The following is a 15,341-nucleotide window of genomic DNA, read 5'->3' on the forward strand; positions in this document are numbered from 1 at the left end:
TTTGTCACTACCTCCATCTACTAAACATTACATCTCCATACTCACACCTGTAGGAGGGGCTTGCAGCCCCGAATGCAACGGTGAATACATTCCAAAAGGTTCGCGGCTGCAAGCCGCTCCTACATTAATACAGGTAGAAGGCAACCGTAAAGGCTATCTCCGTGGAATATATGTGCTGAAGCACATTATTCACACGCGAACGCCCTCGTGCCGAATACCATTTCGCGATGAGGGCGTCGCTACTACTAACGCTAATGGATAACCTTATGTCAACCAAGCCTTTACTATCTCGTTAATTAAAATACAGACTACAATGCATTTAATAAAGGTACGTTCTCATTTATAATGCATCGTTGTTTTTAAGTAGTTTAATTAGAGCCTCTCTTTATTGAGAGTTTTAAAGCCTCTCATCACAGAGAGTCATGGAGATAGTAAATGAAAAAGATTTTAGCATTGCTTGCGCTTGGCTTAAGCGTAAGTCTAGTTCCGTTCACAGCATCAGCGCACGGCCCATCACCACAAAAAGTTGAAAAAACCATCGTCATTAAAGCTGATCCAGCTAAAGTATGGGCAATCGTTAAAGATTTTGGTGGCATTCATAAATGGCACCCGGGCGTAGCCAGCACTAAAGTTGAGCAGAAAAAAGATGAAAATGGCGACATGGCTACTTTCAGAACACTTACGTTTAAAGATGGTGGCAATGTGTATGAGAAATTACGCAGCATTGATGATGCAGCCATGAAAATTAAATATGAAATCGTAACTGGTACACTGCCATTGACAGACTACAACGCAACAATGACTGTAGAAAAAGGCGACAAACCAGGTGAATCAAAAGTCACATGGGTAGGCCGCTTCTATCGCCTATACAAACTTAACCCACCAATTCCAGCGGGTCAAGATGACGAAACAGCCGTTAAAGCGATCACAGGTATTTTTGATTCAGGTTTAGCAAACTTACAAAAGGTAGCCGAAAACTCAAAGTAACTGGCCAGTTAACTGGCGCAGAAGCATCTGGTAAAAAACCATGGTGGAAGTTTTGGTAAAGTGACGATTTCTGACAAAAGTGACATTTTTTGTCAGTCAAATTAAGAAAAAGCGGGGGGGACCCCGCTTTTTTTATTGCTATAGATAGAGTAATAAGGCCTTTGCGCGAGTGCAATTAATCATAAAACATTACCCTCGTTACGCCATCATAGGCGTGAAATCCAGTCAATGTTAAATATTAAATCATTCAATTACAATGAGTTACGTTAAAATACAACTGAATCTTTCTACGCGTAAATTACAAAATAAATAGAAAAAAATAAAAATATTTCACCATTCAATCAACTCAAAAAGCAAACGTATCAAGAAAGTTGGCACAGCTATTGCTAAATGTATTCCGAGCACTGCAACACCTAGTGCTTAGGGTGTAGTGCAAAAATTTTAATTTTTTATATAAAGGAACTAAAAATGAAACAAGTACAAAAAGGTTTTACCTTAATCGAGTTAATGATTGTTGTAGCAATTATTGGTATTTTGGCTGCTGTTGCAATTCCTAGTTACCAAAACTACACTAAGAAAGCTCGATTCAGTGAAGTTTTGTCTTTAAGCGACACATTCAAACAATCTGTAGGTATTTGCATTACTGACAACACAGCTAACCCAGGAACAGCAACAGGTTGTAGCAATGGCTTACAAGGTGTTGAAGCAGCTCCAGCAGCAACACCTAATGTTGCATCACTAGTAACTGCAAACGGTATTATTACTGGCACAGGTACTACAGCTGCAGGTGGTTATACTTCAATATTGACACCTACAATTAACGGTTCAAATATCACGTGGAGAAATAGCGGTTCATGCGTGGCTCCAAACTTCTGTAAGGCTAATTAGTTAAAAGTTAATATTGGAAAGTTGATTGCAATAAAACGGTATGTTTTCTTAATGCCGTTTTATTCGCTGCATTGTAATCAGTTAGGTAACGATTGAAGGTAAAGCGAATGCTTTAATCCTACAATTAAGATAGCGCAACTCATCTAATACAGACTAAAGGAAATAAAATGAAACAAGTACAAAAAGGTTTTACCTTAATCGAGTTAATGATTGTTGTAGCAATTATTGGTATTTTGGCTGCTGTTGCAATTCCTAGTTACCAAAACTACACTAAGAAAGCTCGATTCAGTGAAGTTTTGTCTTTAAGCGACACATTCAAACAATCTGTAGGTATTTGCATTACTGACAACACAGCTAACCCAGGAACAGCAACAGGTTGTAGCAATGGCTTACAAGGTGTTGAAGCAGCTCCAGCAGCAACACCTAATGTTGCATCACTAGTAACTGCAAACGGTATTATTACTGGCACAGGTACTACAGCTGCAGGTGGTTATACTTCAATATTGACACCTACAATTAACGGTTCAAATATCACGTGGAGAAATAGCGGTTCATGCGTGGCTCCAAACTTCTGTAAGGCTAATTAGTTAAAAGTTAATATTGGAAAGTTGATTACAATAAAACGGTATGTTTTGTTAATACCGCTTTTATTTTCAATAATTCTGTATTAGTAGTTAAATACTCAACCAAAGTCAAGTATCACTAAATTACAAGTCAATGGAAATGTAACATGAATAGATTCAAAGCTACTGGAATACATTTATCTATAAGTGTTTTGATTGTAGTTATAATTTTATCAGCCATGTATGTATTGTGGTACCCGAACAATTATTTCTTCTTGATGGGAGGAGAAAAGTTAGTTACTTTAATTGGATTTGTAGATGTCTTTTTAGGCCCTCTTCTGACATTCTTTGTATTTAAACCAAACAAGAGCAGCCTTAAATTTGATTTGAGTTGCATTGTAATATTACAACTTGCTGCTTTGTCATATGGTATTTATGTAATTCAACTATCACGCCCGGTCTTTCTTGTATTCAATAAAGATCGATTCCAAGTAGCAGCCGCTTCGGATATAACTCCAAAAGAGCTAAAAAAAGCAAAAGTTCCAGAGTGGCGGGAGCTCTCTGTGACAGGCCCTAAGATCGTAGCTATTGCTACACCAGATAAAAAAGATAAAAAAGAATCCATGTTTGCTATGGTTGTAAGTGAATATGCTTATCATTATCCTAGGCTATATGATCAGTATGAGAAATATAGAAGGGATGTTGTAAAAGCAGGTATCCCAATGACCAAACTAGTAGAAAAAAACAGTAAGAATAAGGTGATGGTTGACCAATTTATTACATTGCGTAAGCAAACAGTAAATGACTTTTTATTCATTCCGATTAGTACAGAGTTTGCATCCATGTCTGTAGTTATAGATGCTAAAACTGGCAGATTTATTCAAATAATGAATGCAAAGAATTAAAGAATTTACGTCTTACCACTCTTAAGTTCACCCTATAGATTACCTATAGTGGCAATTAACGTGATCTACGCGTCCCGTCAGACAGTACAAATATCTGAACTCCAACTTGAGCTAATACAAACGCAGCAGCAGAACTACGGCGACCAGTCTGGCAATAAAGTATATATTCTTTCCTATTATCAAGATTCATGGCTAGCTGACGAACCTCACTAAGTGGCAAATTGATTGCGCCATGAATATGGTCATATTTATACTCTGAGGGTAATCGTACATCAGCCCATATTGCACCGTCACTTACTCTACTTTGTGCTTCAGCCAAGCTGATTTGGTTAATGATAGGTGCCTTTAACAGCTCTACGAAGTCTTTCTTATTGAGTCGTAGTAGTTCGCCATCAGTTTTCATGGTGACAGTAGCATTGCGCTTATTATCTGACACTAGCGCTTCTTCGCCGAATGCACCGCCTTCATTAAGTTCAGCCAGTATAAGAGGTGGCTGGCTCGCGTCTACAATTCTGGTCACTTGCGCGCAACCGCTTTGAATAAGATAATAATAATCACCTTCGCCGCCTTGCTGAATGATAGTTTGTCCTGCGGTAACAGTAATACTGGTCATGCGCTTAAACATTTCCTCTACATTGGCAGCTGGTAGACGGCTAAATATCCCACTTTGTAGATTGAAGGCGCTAAATACGCCAGTTTCGTTCATCCAATCGCCCACGCTGCGTGAGGCTTTCTCACTGATGCTAGGTTGAACAGTTTTAGCAGGAATATCGGCATTAGAAAGCTGATCCCAAGTCATCATAATATCGAGTAGATCCATGTCTATTCGAAGTATCTCAATATCGGTAAGCGCAATGGTGTCTGTAATTTTAGCGTCGCCATTGACGGGATGCTTGGTGACTTCTGTGCCGCCACGTAATCTGGCTTTTCTGCCGTCATCATAGCGCAGACCCAAATCACCTTTAATTAAATACATGGCTTGCGCGGCTTTAGCCATATTCATTCGCATGGGATCGATGTCTTGATTGACCTTTTCAATAAAGCATAACGCGGCAAGTTCTTTTCTGCGTCCAGCAGATAACCTAGCAATCGGCTCTAGATGCTCTAATAATGATGAATCAGCGATTGCCATGATTAAAACCTTAATGGGTACTTTTATAATGAATGCTGTGAAATTGGTATCGTGCTAAGAAGCTATATTAAAAAACTACAAATGAAACTCTTGCTGTTGCTTAAGCGCGTGAATAGGGAACGCTAAATGACTTTCTGCAATTTCCTGCATGATACTTTCGCCCTCACCTGGCTTTAGGTGCGTGATATAAACCTCTACAGCGTGCTGAGTATGATGCATGGTCAGGTTAGCAAGTTCACTGATTAGTAACGATGGGCATAGATGTTTGGAAAGCTGCGCCAAAACCAGCTCGCTATTGCTAAACGCGGTTTCAATAATCAAATATTTAAGATTTTTGATTTTATTGACTTCAACCCATAAGGCATCACAAACAGTGGTATCGCCAGTAAATACAAGACTCGCCTCACCACTATCAACATGATAACCAATAGCAGGTACGACATGGTTAGCTGGTAACGGCGTAAATTTCCGACCATTTAACTCAAGGGGTTCACCTAGTTTCACTTCGCTATAGCGTAAAAATGGGTTGTCCACACTGGGAATTGCATTGAAATCTGGCCATACTTTCCAGTTGAAAATATGGAGGCGCAAGGTTTCTAAAGTTTCTTTATTTGCATATACGGTGATTGGTTCCGCGCGTATCCCCATGACGGTATCGAGCAGAAATGGAAGGAACGCAATATGGTCTAAATGTGAATGTGTAAGTAAAATATGGTCGATTTTCAGTAGCTCGTCCATACACAAATTACCGACGCCCGTACCCGCGTCGATCAATATATCTTGATCAACAAGCATAGAGGTAGTGCGCAATTCAGCACCTATTCCACCACTGCAACCTAATATTTTTATTTGCATACAATTTTTTATAGTTATATTTAATACAGTTTATATTTAATACAATGCTATGATTTCACTGCTTATTAACAGCATATAACAGATATTATTTTTTTAATAGCAATCTTATTTAATCAAACATCACTTCAAGTTTTACCTAAATAAATTGCACTCTTACTTACCGACGAACTTACTTATAAAGCTGCCACAATGAACTATAAAGCGCCTCTAGAATTAGTCAGCAACCAACATGAAAGCCACCTAAAAGTAAACGCCAGCGTGATTTGGTTGCATGGTTTAGGCGCTGATGGTCATGACTTTGAGCCTATCGTGCAAAAACTTAACATCCCCAATGTGCGATTCATACTACCTCATGCGCCGGAAATGGCGGTCACTCGCAACAGTGGTTACATCATGCCGGCTTGGTATGATTTGTATGGCGTGACAGGTAGTAGTAAAGAGGACGAAGATGGCATAAAAAATAGCCAACACTACGTTAACTCGCTCATTCAAAAAGAACTGGACAGAGGTATTGCTGCTGAGCGCATTGTGATTGCGGGCTTTTCACAGGGCGGAGCGATTGCCTTATATGCTGCACTTCGCTATCCGAAAAAGTTAGGCGGCGTTTTGGCTTTATCTACGTACTTACCAGTTAAAACCAAGCTAGCCTCTGAAGCTAATCCAGCCAATGCAACAACGCCAATCTTTATGGCACATGGTGTGTTTGATGATGTTATCACGCTGGATATGTGCAAAATATCTCTGCAAGCATTACAAAATAATCATTATTCTGTCAGCTGGCATGAATACAATATGGCACATTCAGTATGTATGGAAGAGATTAGTGATATTCGTGGATTTTTAAAGCAGTGTTTAGCATAGGATTTGGTAGAATATCGCCTTAACGCCAATTAAGTTTTGCTATGACCGCATCTAAATCCAAAACAGTAACATCCCAAGAGAATAATATCGCGCAGCCAGAGAACTTTGAGTTGGCATACGCTGAGTTAGAAAGCATTGTTGCGCGTATGGAGTCTGGACAAATGACTTTAGAGTCGTCGTTGGCGGCTTATCAGCGCGGCAACAGCCTACTGCAGTTTTGCCAAAAGTCACTCGCTGACGTTGAGCAACAGGTTCAAATTCTAAATGAGCGTAATCAGCTGATGCCATTTAAGTCTGATGATGAATAATAGTCATTCATCTGCAACAACATTGCTGGATTTTTCAGCTTGGGCAACGGAAAAGCAAGCGCGTATTGAAAGTGTGTTAAACAGCACACTACCTGCCGCTAACGCCACACCACAAAAACTTCACAGTGCGATGCGTTACAGCGCATTAGAGGGTGGCAAGCGCGTGCGTGCTCTGCTGTGCTATGCCGCATCTGAGTTATGTAGCACAGAGGTCAAAGTGGCTGACACAGCAGCATGTGCCGTTGAACTCATTCATGCGTACTCTCTAGTCCATGATGACATGCCGTGCATGGATGACGATGATTTACGTCGAGGTAAACCAAGCTGCCATAAACAATTTGATGATGCTACGGCATTATTGGTCGGCGATGCCTTGCAAAGCTTGGCTTTTGAAGTGCTATCACAATCCAATTTATGTGCAGAAACTCATCATCAAATAAGCATGCTCAATATTCTTGCCAAAGCCTCAGGCTCTACTGGGATGGCAGGCGGCCAAGCCATAGACTTAGCTTCTGTCGGTAAAATGCTCAGTCAATCTGACCTTGAGCAAATGCATCAATTAAAAACTGGTGCGCTAATTCAAGCGGCAGTCTTACTAGGTGGAATTAACGGTGATAAAGAGAAAAGTGCTGCAATAAGCACTTATGCAAAAAATATCGGCCTGGCATTTCAAGTCATTGACGATATTTTAGATGTAGAAGCAGATAGTTCTACACTTGGAAAAACTGCGGGCAAAGATGCCGATAGCAACAAGCCTACTTATGTATCTATATTAGGCTTAGCTGATGCCAAACAACATGCGCAATATCTATATAACAATGCGATTGAAGCATTAATACCTTTTGGTGAGAGTGCCTTACGTTTACGTGAATTAGCTGGATTTATTACGCAACGTAGATTTTAAATCATTTACTTTTTATCAAACCAATCATCAACTTACTAATAGCGACACTATAACTTGTGACTTCACTACCTAACAGCGTAATACTGAACACGATAGATTCACCGCTGCAACTGCGTCAACTTGAGCGTAGGCAGCTTGTTCCGCTTGCCCAGGAGTTACGCACGTTTCTGATCAATAGCGTTGCAAAAACGGGGGGTCATTTAGCATCAAACTTAGGCGTGGTTGAACTGACAATCGCGCTACATTACGTATTCAACACCCCAGATGACCGATTGGTTTGGGATGTCGGCCACCAAACGTATCCACATAAAATACTGACGGGCCGCCGTGAGCAAATGCAATCTCTACGCAATCCGCAAGGCATTGCAGGGTTTCCTCGCCGCACCGAAAGTGAATACGATACGTTTGGCACAGGGCATTCTAGCACCTCAATCTCCGCCGCATTAGGTATGGCAGTTGCTGCGCAAAAAGCTGGCTTAGAAAGACGTGCTGTAGCGATTATCGGCGATGGCGCGATGACCGCTGGGATGGCTTTTGAAGCGCTAAACAATGCTGGTGATATGGATGCTAATGTGCTGGTGATTCTTAACGACAATGATATGAGCATATCAAACAATGTCGGCGCGCTGAATAACTACCTCGCAAAACTTCTATCCAGCCGCTTCTATGGCACTGTGCGTAAATCTGGCAAAAAAGTACTTTCCGCAGTGCCTCACGTCATGGAGTTCGCTAAACGTGCCGAAGAACACGTGAAAGGCATGGTAACGCCTGGGACATTGTTTGAGGAGTTTGGCTTTAACTATATTGGCCCAATCGATGGGCACGATATGGATGCGTTGATTGATACTTTAAGCAATATTAAACAACTGAAAGGCCCGCAGTTTTTACATATTGTGACGCAAAAAGGCAAAGGTTTTGAACCCGCGGAAGATAATCCTAATAAGTTTCATGGCGTAGGTAAGTTCGATCCATTTAACGGTGATGCGCTCAGCAGTAGTACTAAAAAGACCTATACTCAAGTATTTGGTGAGTGGCTGGTTGATATGGCGGCACTTGATCATCGATTAATAGGCATCACTCCTGCAATGTGCGACGGTTCTGGCTTAAACACCTTTGCAGAAAAATATCCTGATCGCTATTACGATGTAGGCATTGCTGAGCAACATTCACTCACGTTTGCGGCGGGTATGGCTTGCGATGGCTTAAAGCCAGTCGTAGCAATTTACAGCACGTTTCTACAACGCGCTTACGATCAATTGATTCATGACATTGCCTTGCAAAACCTACCAGTGTTATTCGCAATAGATCGTGCTGGGCTGGTTGGCGCAGATGGCCCTACTCATGCTGGTAGCTTTGACTTAAGCTACCTCAGATGTATTCCCAACATCTTGATTATGGCGCCTAGTGATGAAAATGAATGCAGGCAAATGCTATACACAGGCTTTCAATATAACGGCGTTTCTGCTGTTCGCTACCCTCGCGGCAGTGGTGCTGGTGTTGTAATACAAAAGAAAATGCTAGCGATTGAAATTGGCACTGCTGAAATTAGACGCAATACCACAACCAGCGCTAAACAAAAAATTGCCATTTTAAGTTTCGGCAGTATGCTGAATGCCTGTTTAAAAGCAGGTGAAAAACTTGATGCAACCGTTGTTAATATGCGTTTTGTTAAGCCTATAGATAAAATAATGATTGAAAAATTGGCAAATGACCACACATTAATCGTCACGGTTGAAGAAAATAGTGTGATGGGTGGTGCAGGCTCTGCCGTGCTAGAAGCTTTGCAAGCAATACAAAACCCTAATAAATCGCCAATTAAAACGTTATGCCTAGGCTTGCCAGATAAATTTATTGAGCATGGCGTGCATGAAACTATGCTGGCGGAATGTGGTCTAGATGCAGAAGGTATTGCATCGACAATTGCGAAGCTAATAACCTAGTGATATACTCAACTATTAAACTTTAGCTAGCTCAGTTGCTAGTTATAATGCATTTGCTAAATTGGAAACAACATGAATCAACCTATACCAAGCCCTATTGAAGACGTACAAAACACTGTTGATACACGTCATATCGCCATTGATAAGGTGGGAATCAAAGCTATTCGCCACCCAGTAGTCGTTAAAGATAAATCGGGCGGAGAGCAACATACTGTCGCCATGTTTAACATGTATGTGCATTTGCCGCAGCAATTCAAAGGTACGCACATGTCACGTTTTGTTGAGATTCTTAATGTCAACGAACATGCGATTTCAGTTGAGTCATTTGAAACAATTTTACGTGAAATGGTCAAACGCCTAGAGGCGGAATCTGGTCACGTAGAAATGACTTTCCCATATTTTGTGAACAAGGCTGCACCAGTATCTGGCGTAAAAAGTTTGCTAGATTACGAAGTGACATTTATCGGCGAAATCAACCAAGGTAAGTTTGACATCACAGTAAAAGTACTTGTACCAGTGACAAGCTTATGCCCTTGTAGCAAAAAGATTTCAGATTATGGTGCGCATAATCAACGCTCACATGTCACCGTCACTGCGCTCATTAATAACTTCATCTGGATTGAAGACATTATTGATTTGGTAGAAAAACAAGCTTCATGCGAGCTTTATGGTTTATTAAAACGCCCAGATGAAAAATATGTGACTGAGCGCGCTTATGATAATCCTAAATTTGTAGAGGATATGGTGCGTGATGTTGCAGCCCAGCTAAGCAAAGAAAGCCGTATTGTGGCTTACACGGTTGAAAGTGAAAACTTTGAATCGATACACAACCACTCTGCTTATGCGTTAATTGAACACGATAAACGCAAACATTAAGTGGTCATTTAAGAACACTTTCACTCAATAAAAAGCCACTTTTACAGTGGCTTTTTTACTTAAGAGTAACTATAAATTTAAAGCTTATACTTTCAACAAGTTAAACCTCATTTAAACGAAATATAACCTTTACCGTCGTGCCCGTCTGTTTTTTCATGTCGCTATATTCCAGCAAAACACGCGCTTGATGTTGATGCGCAATTTCTTGCACGATTGCGAGACCCAAGCCACAGCCACTCTCTGCTGTTCCTAGCACACGATAAAAACGTTCAAACACCTTCTGCTGTTCTAAAAAAGCTATACCTAAGCCATTATCTTGCACAGATAATACTGCTTCGTGATTGATCGTATCTAAACCCACCGTGACCTTTGCACCTGCTTGGTTGTACCTGATGGCATTGTCGATTAAATTATTCAGCAGCTCTTGTAATAAAATATTATTAGCACTGATGTATAACTCTTTAAGTTCACACTCAACACCCAAATCAATATTCTTATCTAATGCTTTCGGCACCCAAGCTGAAGTCACCTCATTCATTAATTTTACTAAATCTACGCTGACAAAAGTTTGAGCGGCCACGCCCTCTGGCTCCGCTCTAGCCAAGCTTAATAGCTGATTTGCCAAGCGACCGAGATTGTCACTGCCCGCGCTAATCTGTTTAAGTGCATGCTGAATGCTCGCTAAGTCACTCTCTCGCAACGCTGCTTCTGCCTGAATTTTTAACCCAGCTAACGGTGTTTTAAGTTGATGTGCAGCATTCGCCAGAAAGTGACGGCGCTCATTCACTGCGCTTTTTTCTTTGACAATCAACTCATTCATCGCATGCAATAAAGGTTGTAACTCTTCAGGTGCATCAAGCTCCTCTAATGGTCTTGTATCAGTTGGCAGTCGCCTTAAAATCAGAGCTCTCAATCTATCCAGCGAAATAAGCCCTCTTTGAATGCCTATATTGACAAGAATAATAATCAATATCACCAATATAATTTGTGGCACTAGCATGATGGCTACAATTTCTCCCGCCATCTTATCTCTTTTTATTGTCGATTCACCTATGACCACAATGGCGCTGCCTTTTGCACCAACATCAGTCAGAGGGAAATTCAAGGCTACCATGCGTAATTTTTTATTTTCGAACTCTGAGTCATAAAACGTTGACTTTCCTTCAGCAGGCAAGACTTTAGGTAAAGCCAATTGCTCTTCACCAAGTATGACATTGTGATTGGGATCTAGTATCAGGTAATGCCTGTAGTCATCATCAATATCGTATTCGAGTAAATTCAGTGCACTATCAGGTAAATCGACGACCATCACGCCCGACTTTACCTCGACTTCGTCAGCTAAGGCTAAAACTGAGCGGAATAGGCCGCTGTCATAGGCTAAATTTGCGAAATAAGAGGCTAAATAATAAGCGGAAATAGTACCCAAGAACAAAGTGGGAATGAGTAGAATGAGTAACCAATTCAATAGTTTTTGGCGTATGGAATTGCTTTTGATATGTATCATATTTGTGTGACGTGGCTTCTAATTGGTTTCCAGCTTGGCTAATAGATAGCCTAAACCGCGTATTGTTTTAATCTCAACACCAAATACCAGTAGCTTCTTTCTTAGGCGAGAAACAATCACTTCTACTGCATTTTCACTAATTTCCTCGTCCCAGCTACAAAGATGCTCCATAATTTTCACCTTACTGACGACCTTGGTTGCTTTAAGTATCAATAGCTCCAACAACGCCATTTCACGAGCAGATAGTGATAACGCCACATCTCCAACCATACACTGCCTATTTGTGGTGTCAAAAACTAAACCGCCAAAACTAATCTTTGCACTCCCCCCAGACACACCACGGCGAATCAAGGCGCGCACACGCGCTTCTAACTCAGCAAGTTCAAATGGCTTGGTTAAATAATCGTCTGCGCCTAAATCCAACCCTTTTACGCGATTCTGTGTATCCTCTAAAGCCGTTAAAATCAACACGGGAGTATTGCTACCACGCGCTCTAAGCCGCTTCAACACCTCAAAACCACTTAATTTAGGCAAACCTAAATCCAGCACAATCACGTCGTACTCTTGATACGTCAGTAATTTATTGGCGCCCTCTCCGTCGGAGATAACATCAACTGCATATCCAGATTTAACGAACGAACGCTCAAGTCCATCTTTAAGAATTAAATCGTCCTCAACTAATAATAACCTCAACGTAATCACCTCAAATCAAATGTAACTTACCCAACAATGAATACATTCTACTCAGTTTAAAAAGTAGGAAATAAATATTTTTCAAAATGATTAGCTGTCAGTTTCACGTCAGCTTGATGCTGTAAATTGTTATCCATGGTGGTTGATAAAGTGATTAACGAGAAAGTTAATTAGGCATTTAAGCAGTCCATCTAACGGCAAACTTATCATTAATTTCAGGAGATTTAAATGAACAAATTATTAGCATCATTATTCGCAGTTGCAGCTCTTTCATTAGCTACTTCAACTTTCGCGGCAGACGCTCCTAAACCTGCTGAACCAGCTAAAGTTGAAGCTGCAGCCGCTGAGCCAGCAAAAACAGAAGCCGCTAAACCAGCGATGAAACATCACAAAAAACATGTTAAAAAAGCAGCCGCTGAAGCACCTGCAGCAGCACCTGCTGCTCCAGCAGAAGCTAAGTAATAGTTAAAGCAAGGTTTAACAAAACTTGTTTTTGATTTTAAGGTTTCAAAAATAAGTGTTGAGATTTATTTCTAGTTAAAAGCAAATAAAAAGGGCAGATCTTCTGCCCTTTTTATTTTACGCGCGCTTACACTAGTATTTCTTTGTGAGCGTTAAAGCTATATCCTCGCGCTTCATATCCAAGCGATTTAAAGCACTCATTCCCAATAACACCAATGGTGGCGAACCGCCTTCCAACACACTGGCTTCTACTTGGTTAAGCGTAATGCTGCCAATCTTAAGCGTCCCTATCGTCACTCGATACGCTGTTACCACACCATTAGCCGTACTCACTTGCATAGGCTCGCCTCGCTTGTAATCAATATTAGCGAACTTTGCATCGCCGCTATTTAACGCAACACTCGTGGCGCCAGTGTCTAATATGAATTTTAATGATGCACCATTGATTTGGCAGTCCGAAACGAAGTGCCCTTGGGGGTTAGCATACAAAACAGCGCTTGCAGAGGCGTTAGATGATTTACCCGCCACAGATGCAGCTTGGCCCATACCTAATCGCTTAGTGCTTCCTTCCACTTGCAAGGTGGCGGCTTGGCTATCTGCAGCAATCAACTTAACGCCATCACTGGTTTGACCGACACTTAAGGTTTTAGGCTTTCCGCCATTGATAATCAGCACCGCCTTATTGCTAAAAAGCCCGACAATATTGACTTGTGTATCAGCAACCGATGCACCCGCCGCCAGTAAACCAGCAGCTAAAACAACAGCCTTGCAAAGTGAATCTTTTAATTTCATCTAAACATCCCTTGTGAGCCTTGCTGATTATGTGTCAATTTCAAACCTAAACCTATCACTAGCAACCCTAATAGAGGGAATATAGCTGCCAGCATGAACGTTTTCTCTCCACCAATATATTGTAGCGCATAACCACCAGCCACACCGCCTATGGTACCGCCTATGCCATAAGCCACACTGTTATATATCGCTTGGCCTTTAGCTTGATGTCGGCCCTTGAAAAAGTGAGTAATAACCTCGACTGATCCCGCATGAAAACTGCCAAAAGTCGCCGCATGCAAAGTTTGAGCAAGCACGAGCAAGACAATATTATCAACAGCAACGCCTATCATTACAAAACGGACGACTGCGAGTAGCAAGCTAATTAACATAATTGTTTTTAGGCTATAACGCGCCATAATCTTGGGCATTAACATAAAAATACCGATTTCGCAGATCACTCCTACCGCCCAAAGCAAGCCTATCATGCCTTTGCTGTAGCCGTGGTCACTCAAATAGATCGAATAGAAGTTATAGAGCACCCCATGAGCGGTCACCATTAACGCGCAGCCTATGAGTAAAGCCAGCACATTGGGTTGCTTAATGACTTGCCATATAGAAAAGTGGTCGTGCGCGTGCGGCTCAACCTTGGCATCGGGCAAGGTATGCGTTAAGGCAAACAGCATAATTTGCACCGCAAGCAAAAACCATAATAAACTTTTTATGCCAGTGAAATCAATCAGATAACCTAACACAACAGAAGCCGCGATAAAGCCTAGCGAGCCCCACATGCGAATGCGACTGTAATGTCCGTTAGTAGTCGCCAAATGCGCCAATGTGAGTGATTCAGCTAATGGCAAGGTAGAGCTAGTAAATAAACTCAGCGCCGCCATCACAAAAAATAGCCAATAAAACCCATGCGCCCAAAATACCGCCGTAAATCCACATAACCCTAAAAAAGCGGTGAGCTTAATCCACTGGGCACGTTTGCCAGTATGGTCAGCTAACCAACCCCAAAAATTTGGCGCAAAAATGCGGCTGATTTGGAATAGCGACATCAAAATACCAATATCAGCAGGACTAAACTGCTCAGACTTTAAATATAAACCCCAATAAGGAACAAACGCCCCTACAAAGAAATAATAGATGAAATAAAAACGAGATAGCTTAAAGTGAAGATTTGAATGCATGCCCAATTATATAGAACGGCGCCATAAAAAAAGTCGGCAGAAGCCGACTTTTTACTAATTAATGACTAGCTAACGAAGCGCTATGCAACCAACATCGCATAAAGCTGATCTTTAAGTTGAATGCGCTCTTTCTTTTGATTTTCTAGTGCCACATCTGAAACTGGCACATCTTCACCTTCTATACGCTCAACATCTTTTGTTAAGTGGTGATAAGCATCAAATAGCTTAGCAAAATGCGCGTTTTCCAATTTCAAATGATGGATTTTTTCGCGGTGCTCTGGAAACTCATGCGCTAAATCGTGGTGTTCAATATTCATAGTAAGCTCTCATTCATTAATAAAAACTCTATGGTACTAATATCTAAAGTCCATTGAGTTAAGTTTTAATTATCAAACGGCTAAAGCTAAACTAAAATGACATACATCAACCAAGATGCGTTAAATTAAATAAGGGGCTGTCCTAGATAACTAGCCCATATGTTTCTTAACCCATTGTTTTATTT

General features: G+C 41.1%; 18 protein-coding genes. 11 read left to right on the forward strand and 7 right to left on the reverse strand.

The features are described 5' to 3' along the window. Position 1: 1 nt before the first annotated feature. From PSU78_RS00825 to tfpZ, 5 genes are all read left to right on the forward strand, one after another. Positions 2–262 carry a hypothetical protein gene (locus PSU78_RS00825; RefSeq protein ID WP_300382829.1) on the forward strand — a complete coding sequence of 87 codons (261 nt, stop codon included), beginning with the start codon at positions 2–4 and terminating at the stop codon, positions 260–262. A gap of 173 nt (positions 263–435) precedes the next feature. Continuing rightward, the gene (locus tag PSU78_RS00830) at positions 436–987 is read left to right on the forward strand and encodes an SRPBCC family protein (protein ID WP_300382831.1); all 552 of its coding nucleotides are present in this window, start codon (positions 436–438) and stop codon (positions 985–987) included. Between the two features lie 468 nt (positions 988–1,455). Next, complete coding sequence (locus tag PSU78_RS00835) at positions 1,456–1,875, forward strand: prepilin-type N-terminal cleavage/methylation domain-containing protein (protein WP_300382836.1); 420 nt, start codon at positions 1,456–1,458, stop codon at positions 1,873–1,875. Between the two features lie 167 nt (positions 1,876–2,042). Beyond that, positions 2,043–2,462 (forward strand): prepilin-type N-terminal cleavage/methylation domain-containing protein, encoded by a 420-nt coding sequence (locus tag PSU78_RS00840; RefSeq protein WP_300382836.1) that lies wholly within the window; start codon positions 2,043–2,045, stop codon positions 2,460–2,462. A gap of 143 nt (positions 2,463–2,605) precedes the next feature. After that, positions 2,606–3,343: a TfpX/TfpZ family type IV pilin accessory protein gene (gene tfpZ / locus PSU78_RS00845; RefSeq protein WP_300382840.1), complete on the forward strand. Its 738-nt coding sequence runs from the start codon at positions 2,606–2,608 to the stop codon at positions 3,341–3,343. Between the two features lie 55 nt (positions 3,344–3,398). Here the strand turns inward: tfpZ and PSU78_RS00850 are convergent, their stop codons facing one another. Continuing rightward, complete coding sequence (locus PSU78_RS00850; RefSeq protein ID WP_300382843.1) at positions 3,399–4,475, reverse strand: cyclic nucleotide-binding domain-containing protein; 1,077 nt, start codon at positions 4,473–4,475, stop codon at positions 3,399–3,401. Positions 4,476–4,550: 75 nt separating this feature from the next. After that, on the reverse strand, positions 4,551–5,330 hold the full coding sequence (locus PSU78_RS00855) for a 3',5'-cyclic-nucleotide phosphodiesterase (RefSeq protein ID WP_300382845.1): 780 nt from the start codon (positions 5,328–5,330) through the stop codon (positions 4,551–4,553). Positions 5,331–5,519: 189 nt separating this feature from the next. Between PSU78_RS00855 and PSU78_RS00860 the strand changes: the two genes are divergently transcribed. The 5 genes from PSU78_RS00860 (at position 5,520) to folE2 (ending at position 10,219) form a co-directional block, all read left to right on the forward strand. Continuing rightward, positions 5,520–6,191: an alpha/beta fold hydrolase gene (locus PSU78_RS00860; protein WP_300382848.1), complete on the forward strand. Its 672-nt coding sequence runs from the start codon at positions 5,520–5,522 to the stop codon at positions 6,189–6,191. 41 nt (positions 6,192–6,232) lie between these two features. Beyond that, positions 6,233–6,499: an exodeoxyribonuclease VII small subunit gene (locus tag PSU78_RS00865; protein ID WP_300382851.1), complete on the forward strand. Its 267-nt coding sequence runs from the start codon at positions 6,233–6,235 to the stop codon at positions 6,497–6,499. Beyond that, positions 6,489–7,403 (forward strand): polyprenyl synthetase family protein, encoded by a 915-nt coding sequence (locus PSU78_RS00870; protein WP_300382854.1) that lies wholly within the window; start codon positions 6,489–6,491, stop codon positions 7,401–7,403. The genes PSU78_RS00865 and PSU78_RS00870 overlap by 11 nt, the downstream gene beginning before the upstream one ends. A 56-nt stretch (positions 7,404–7,459) precedes the next feature. Then, positions 7,460–9,343 (forward strand): 1-deoxy-D-xylulose-5-phosphate synthase, encoded by a 1,884-nt coding sequence (gene dxs, locus PSU78_RS00875; protein WP_300382857.1) that lies wholly within the window; start codon positions 7,460–7,462, stop codon positions 9,341–9,343. Positions 9,344–9,415: 72 nt separating this feature from the next. Further along, positions 9,416–10,219 carry a GTP cyclohydrolase FolE2 gene (gene folE2, locus PSU78_RS00880; RefSeq protein WP_300382860.1) on the forward strand — a complete coding sequence of 268 codons (804 nt, stop codon included), beginning with the start codon at positions 9,416–9,418 and terminating at the stop codon, positions 10,217–10,219. Between the two features lie 100 nt (positions 10,220–10,319). Here folE2 and PSU78_RS00885 read toward each other — a convergent pair whose 3' ends face one another. Then, positions 10,320–11,723, reverse strand: coding sequence for a sensor histidine kinase N-terminal domain-containing protein (locus PSU78_RS00885; protein ID WP_300382862.1), 1,404 nt, complete (start codon positions 11,721–11,723; stop codon positions 10,320–10,322). An 18-nt stretch (positions 11,724–11,741) separates the two neighbouring features. Beyond that, a complete protein-coding gene (locus PSU78_RS00890) occupies positions 11,742–12,416 on the reverse strand; it encodes a response regulator transcription factor (protein ID WP_300382865.1) in 675 nt (224 codons plus the stop codon). Between the two features lie 228 nt (positions 12,417–12,644). Here PSU78_RS00890 and PSU78_RS00895 point away from each other — a divergent pair, with 228 nt between their 5' ends. Continuing rightward, a complete protein-coding gene (locus PSU78_RS00895) occupies positions 12,645–12,878 on the forward strand; it encodes a hypothetical protein (RefSeq protein WP_300382868.1) in 234 nt (77 codons plus the stop codon). A gap of 132 nt (positions 12,879–13,010) precedes the next feature. Here the strand turns inward: PSU78_RS00895 and PSU78_RS00900 are convergent, their stop codons facing one another. The 3 genes from PSU78_RS00900 to PSU78_RS00910 form a co-directional block, all read right to left on the reverse strand. Next, positions 13,011–13,670 carry a TIGR02281 family clan AA aspartic protease gene (locus PSU78_RS00900; protein ID WP_300382871.1) on the reverse strand — a complete coding sequence of 220 codons (660 nt, stop codon included), beginning with the start codon at positions 13,668–13,670 and terminating at the stop codon, positions 13,011–13,013. Then, positions 13,667–14,839 carry an MFS transporter gene (locus PSU78_RS00905; protein WP_300382874.1) on the reverse strand — a complete coding sequence of 391 codons (1,173 nt, stop codon included), beginning with the start codon at positions 14,837–14,839 and terminating at the stop codon, positions 13,667–13,669. Before PSU78_RS00905 ends, PSU78_RS00900 begins: the two co-directional genes overlap by 4 nt. Positions 14,840–14,919: 80 nt before the next feature. Beyond that, positions 14,920–15,156: a DUF465 domain-containing protein gene (locus tag PSU78_RS00910; RefSeq protein WP_300382877.1), complete on the reverse strand. Its 237-nt coding sequence runs from the start codon at positions 15,154–15,156 to the stop codon at positions 14,920–14,922. Positions 15,157–15,341 lie beyond the last annotated feature (185 nt).

Origin of the sequence: Methylotenera sp. (assembly GCF_029945705.1) — a bacterium.
Classification (GTDB): Bacteria; Pseudomonadota; Gammaproteobacteria; order Burkholderiales; family Methylophilaceae; genus Methylotenera.

Coding starts and splice junctions, on each gene's coding strand:
- PSU78_RS00830 (WP_300382831.1), top strand. CDS start 436: ATGAAAAAGATTTTAGCATTGCTTGCGCTTGGCTTAAGCGTAAGTCTA.
- PSU78_RS00835 (WP_300382836.1), top strand. CDS start 1,456: ATGAAACAAGTACAAAAAGGTTTTACCTTAATCGAGTTAATGATTGTT.
- PSU78_RS00840 (WP_300382836.1), top strand. CDS start 2,043: ATGAAACAAGTACAAAAAGGTTTTACCTTAATCGAGTTAATGATTGTT.
- tfpZ (WP_300382840.1), top strand. CDS start 2,606: ATGAATAGATTCAAAGCTACTGGAATACATTTATCTATAAGTGTTTTG.
- PSU78_RS00850 (WP_300382843.1), bottom strand. CDS start 4,475: ATGGCAATCGCTGATTCATCATTATTAGAGCATCTAGAGCCGATTGCT.
- PSU78_RS00855 (WP_300382845.1), bottom strand. CDS start 5,330: ATGCAAATAAAAATATTAGGTTGCAGTGGTGGAATAGGTGCTGAATTG.
- PSU78_RS00860 (WP_300382848.1), top strand. CDS start 5,520: ATGAACTATAAAGCGCCTCTAGAATTAGTCAGCAACCAACATGAAAGC.
- PSU78_RS00865 (WP_300382851.1), top strand. CDS start 6,233: ATGACCGCATCTAAATCCAAAACAGTAACATCCCAAGAGAATAATATC.
- PSU78_RS00870 (WP_300382854.1), top strand. CDS start 6,489: ATGATGAATAATAGTCATTCATCTGCAACAACATTGCTGGATTTTTCA.
- folE2 (WP_300382860.1), top strand. CDS start 9,416: ATGAATCAACCTATACCAAGCCCTATTGAAGACGTACAAAACACTGTT.
- PSU78_RS00885 (WP_300382862.1), bottom strand. CDS start 11,723: ATGATACATATCAAAAGCAATTCCATACGCCAAAAACTATTGAATTGG.
- PSU78_RS00895 (WP_300382868.1), top strand. CDS start 12,645: ATGAACAAATTATTAGCATCATTATTCGCAGTTGCAGCTCTTTCATTA.
- PSU78_RS00900 (WP_300382871.1), bottom strand. CDS start 13,670: ATGAAATTAAAAGATTCACTTTGCAAGGCTGTTGTTTTAGCTGCTGGT.
- PSU78_RS00905 (WP_300382874.1), bottom strand. CDS start 14,839: ATGCATTCAAATCTTCACTTTAAGCTATCTCGTTTTTATTTCATCTAT.
- PSU78_RS00910 (WP_300382877.1), bottom strand. CDS start 15,156: ATGAATATTGAACACCACGATTTAGCGCATGAGTTTCCAGAGCACCGC.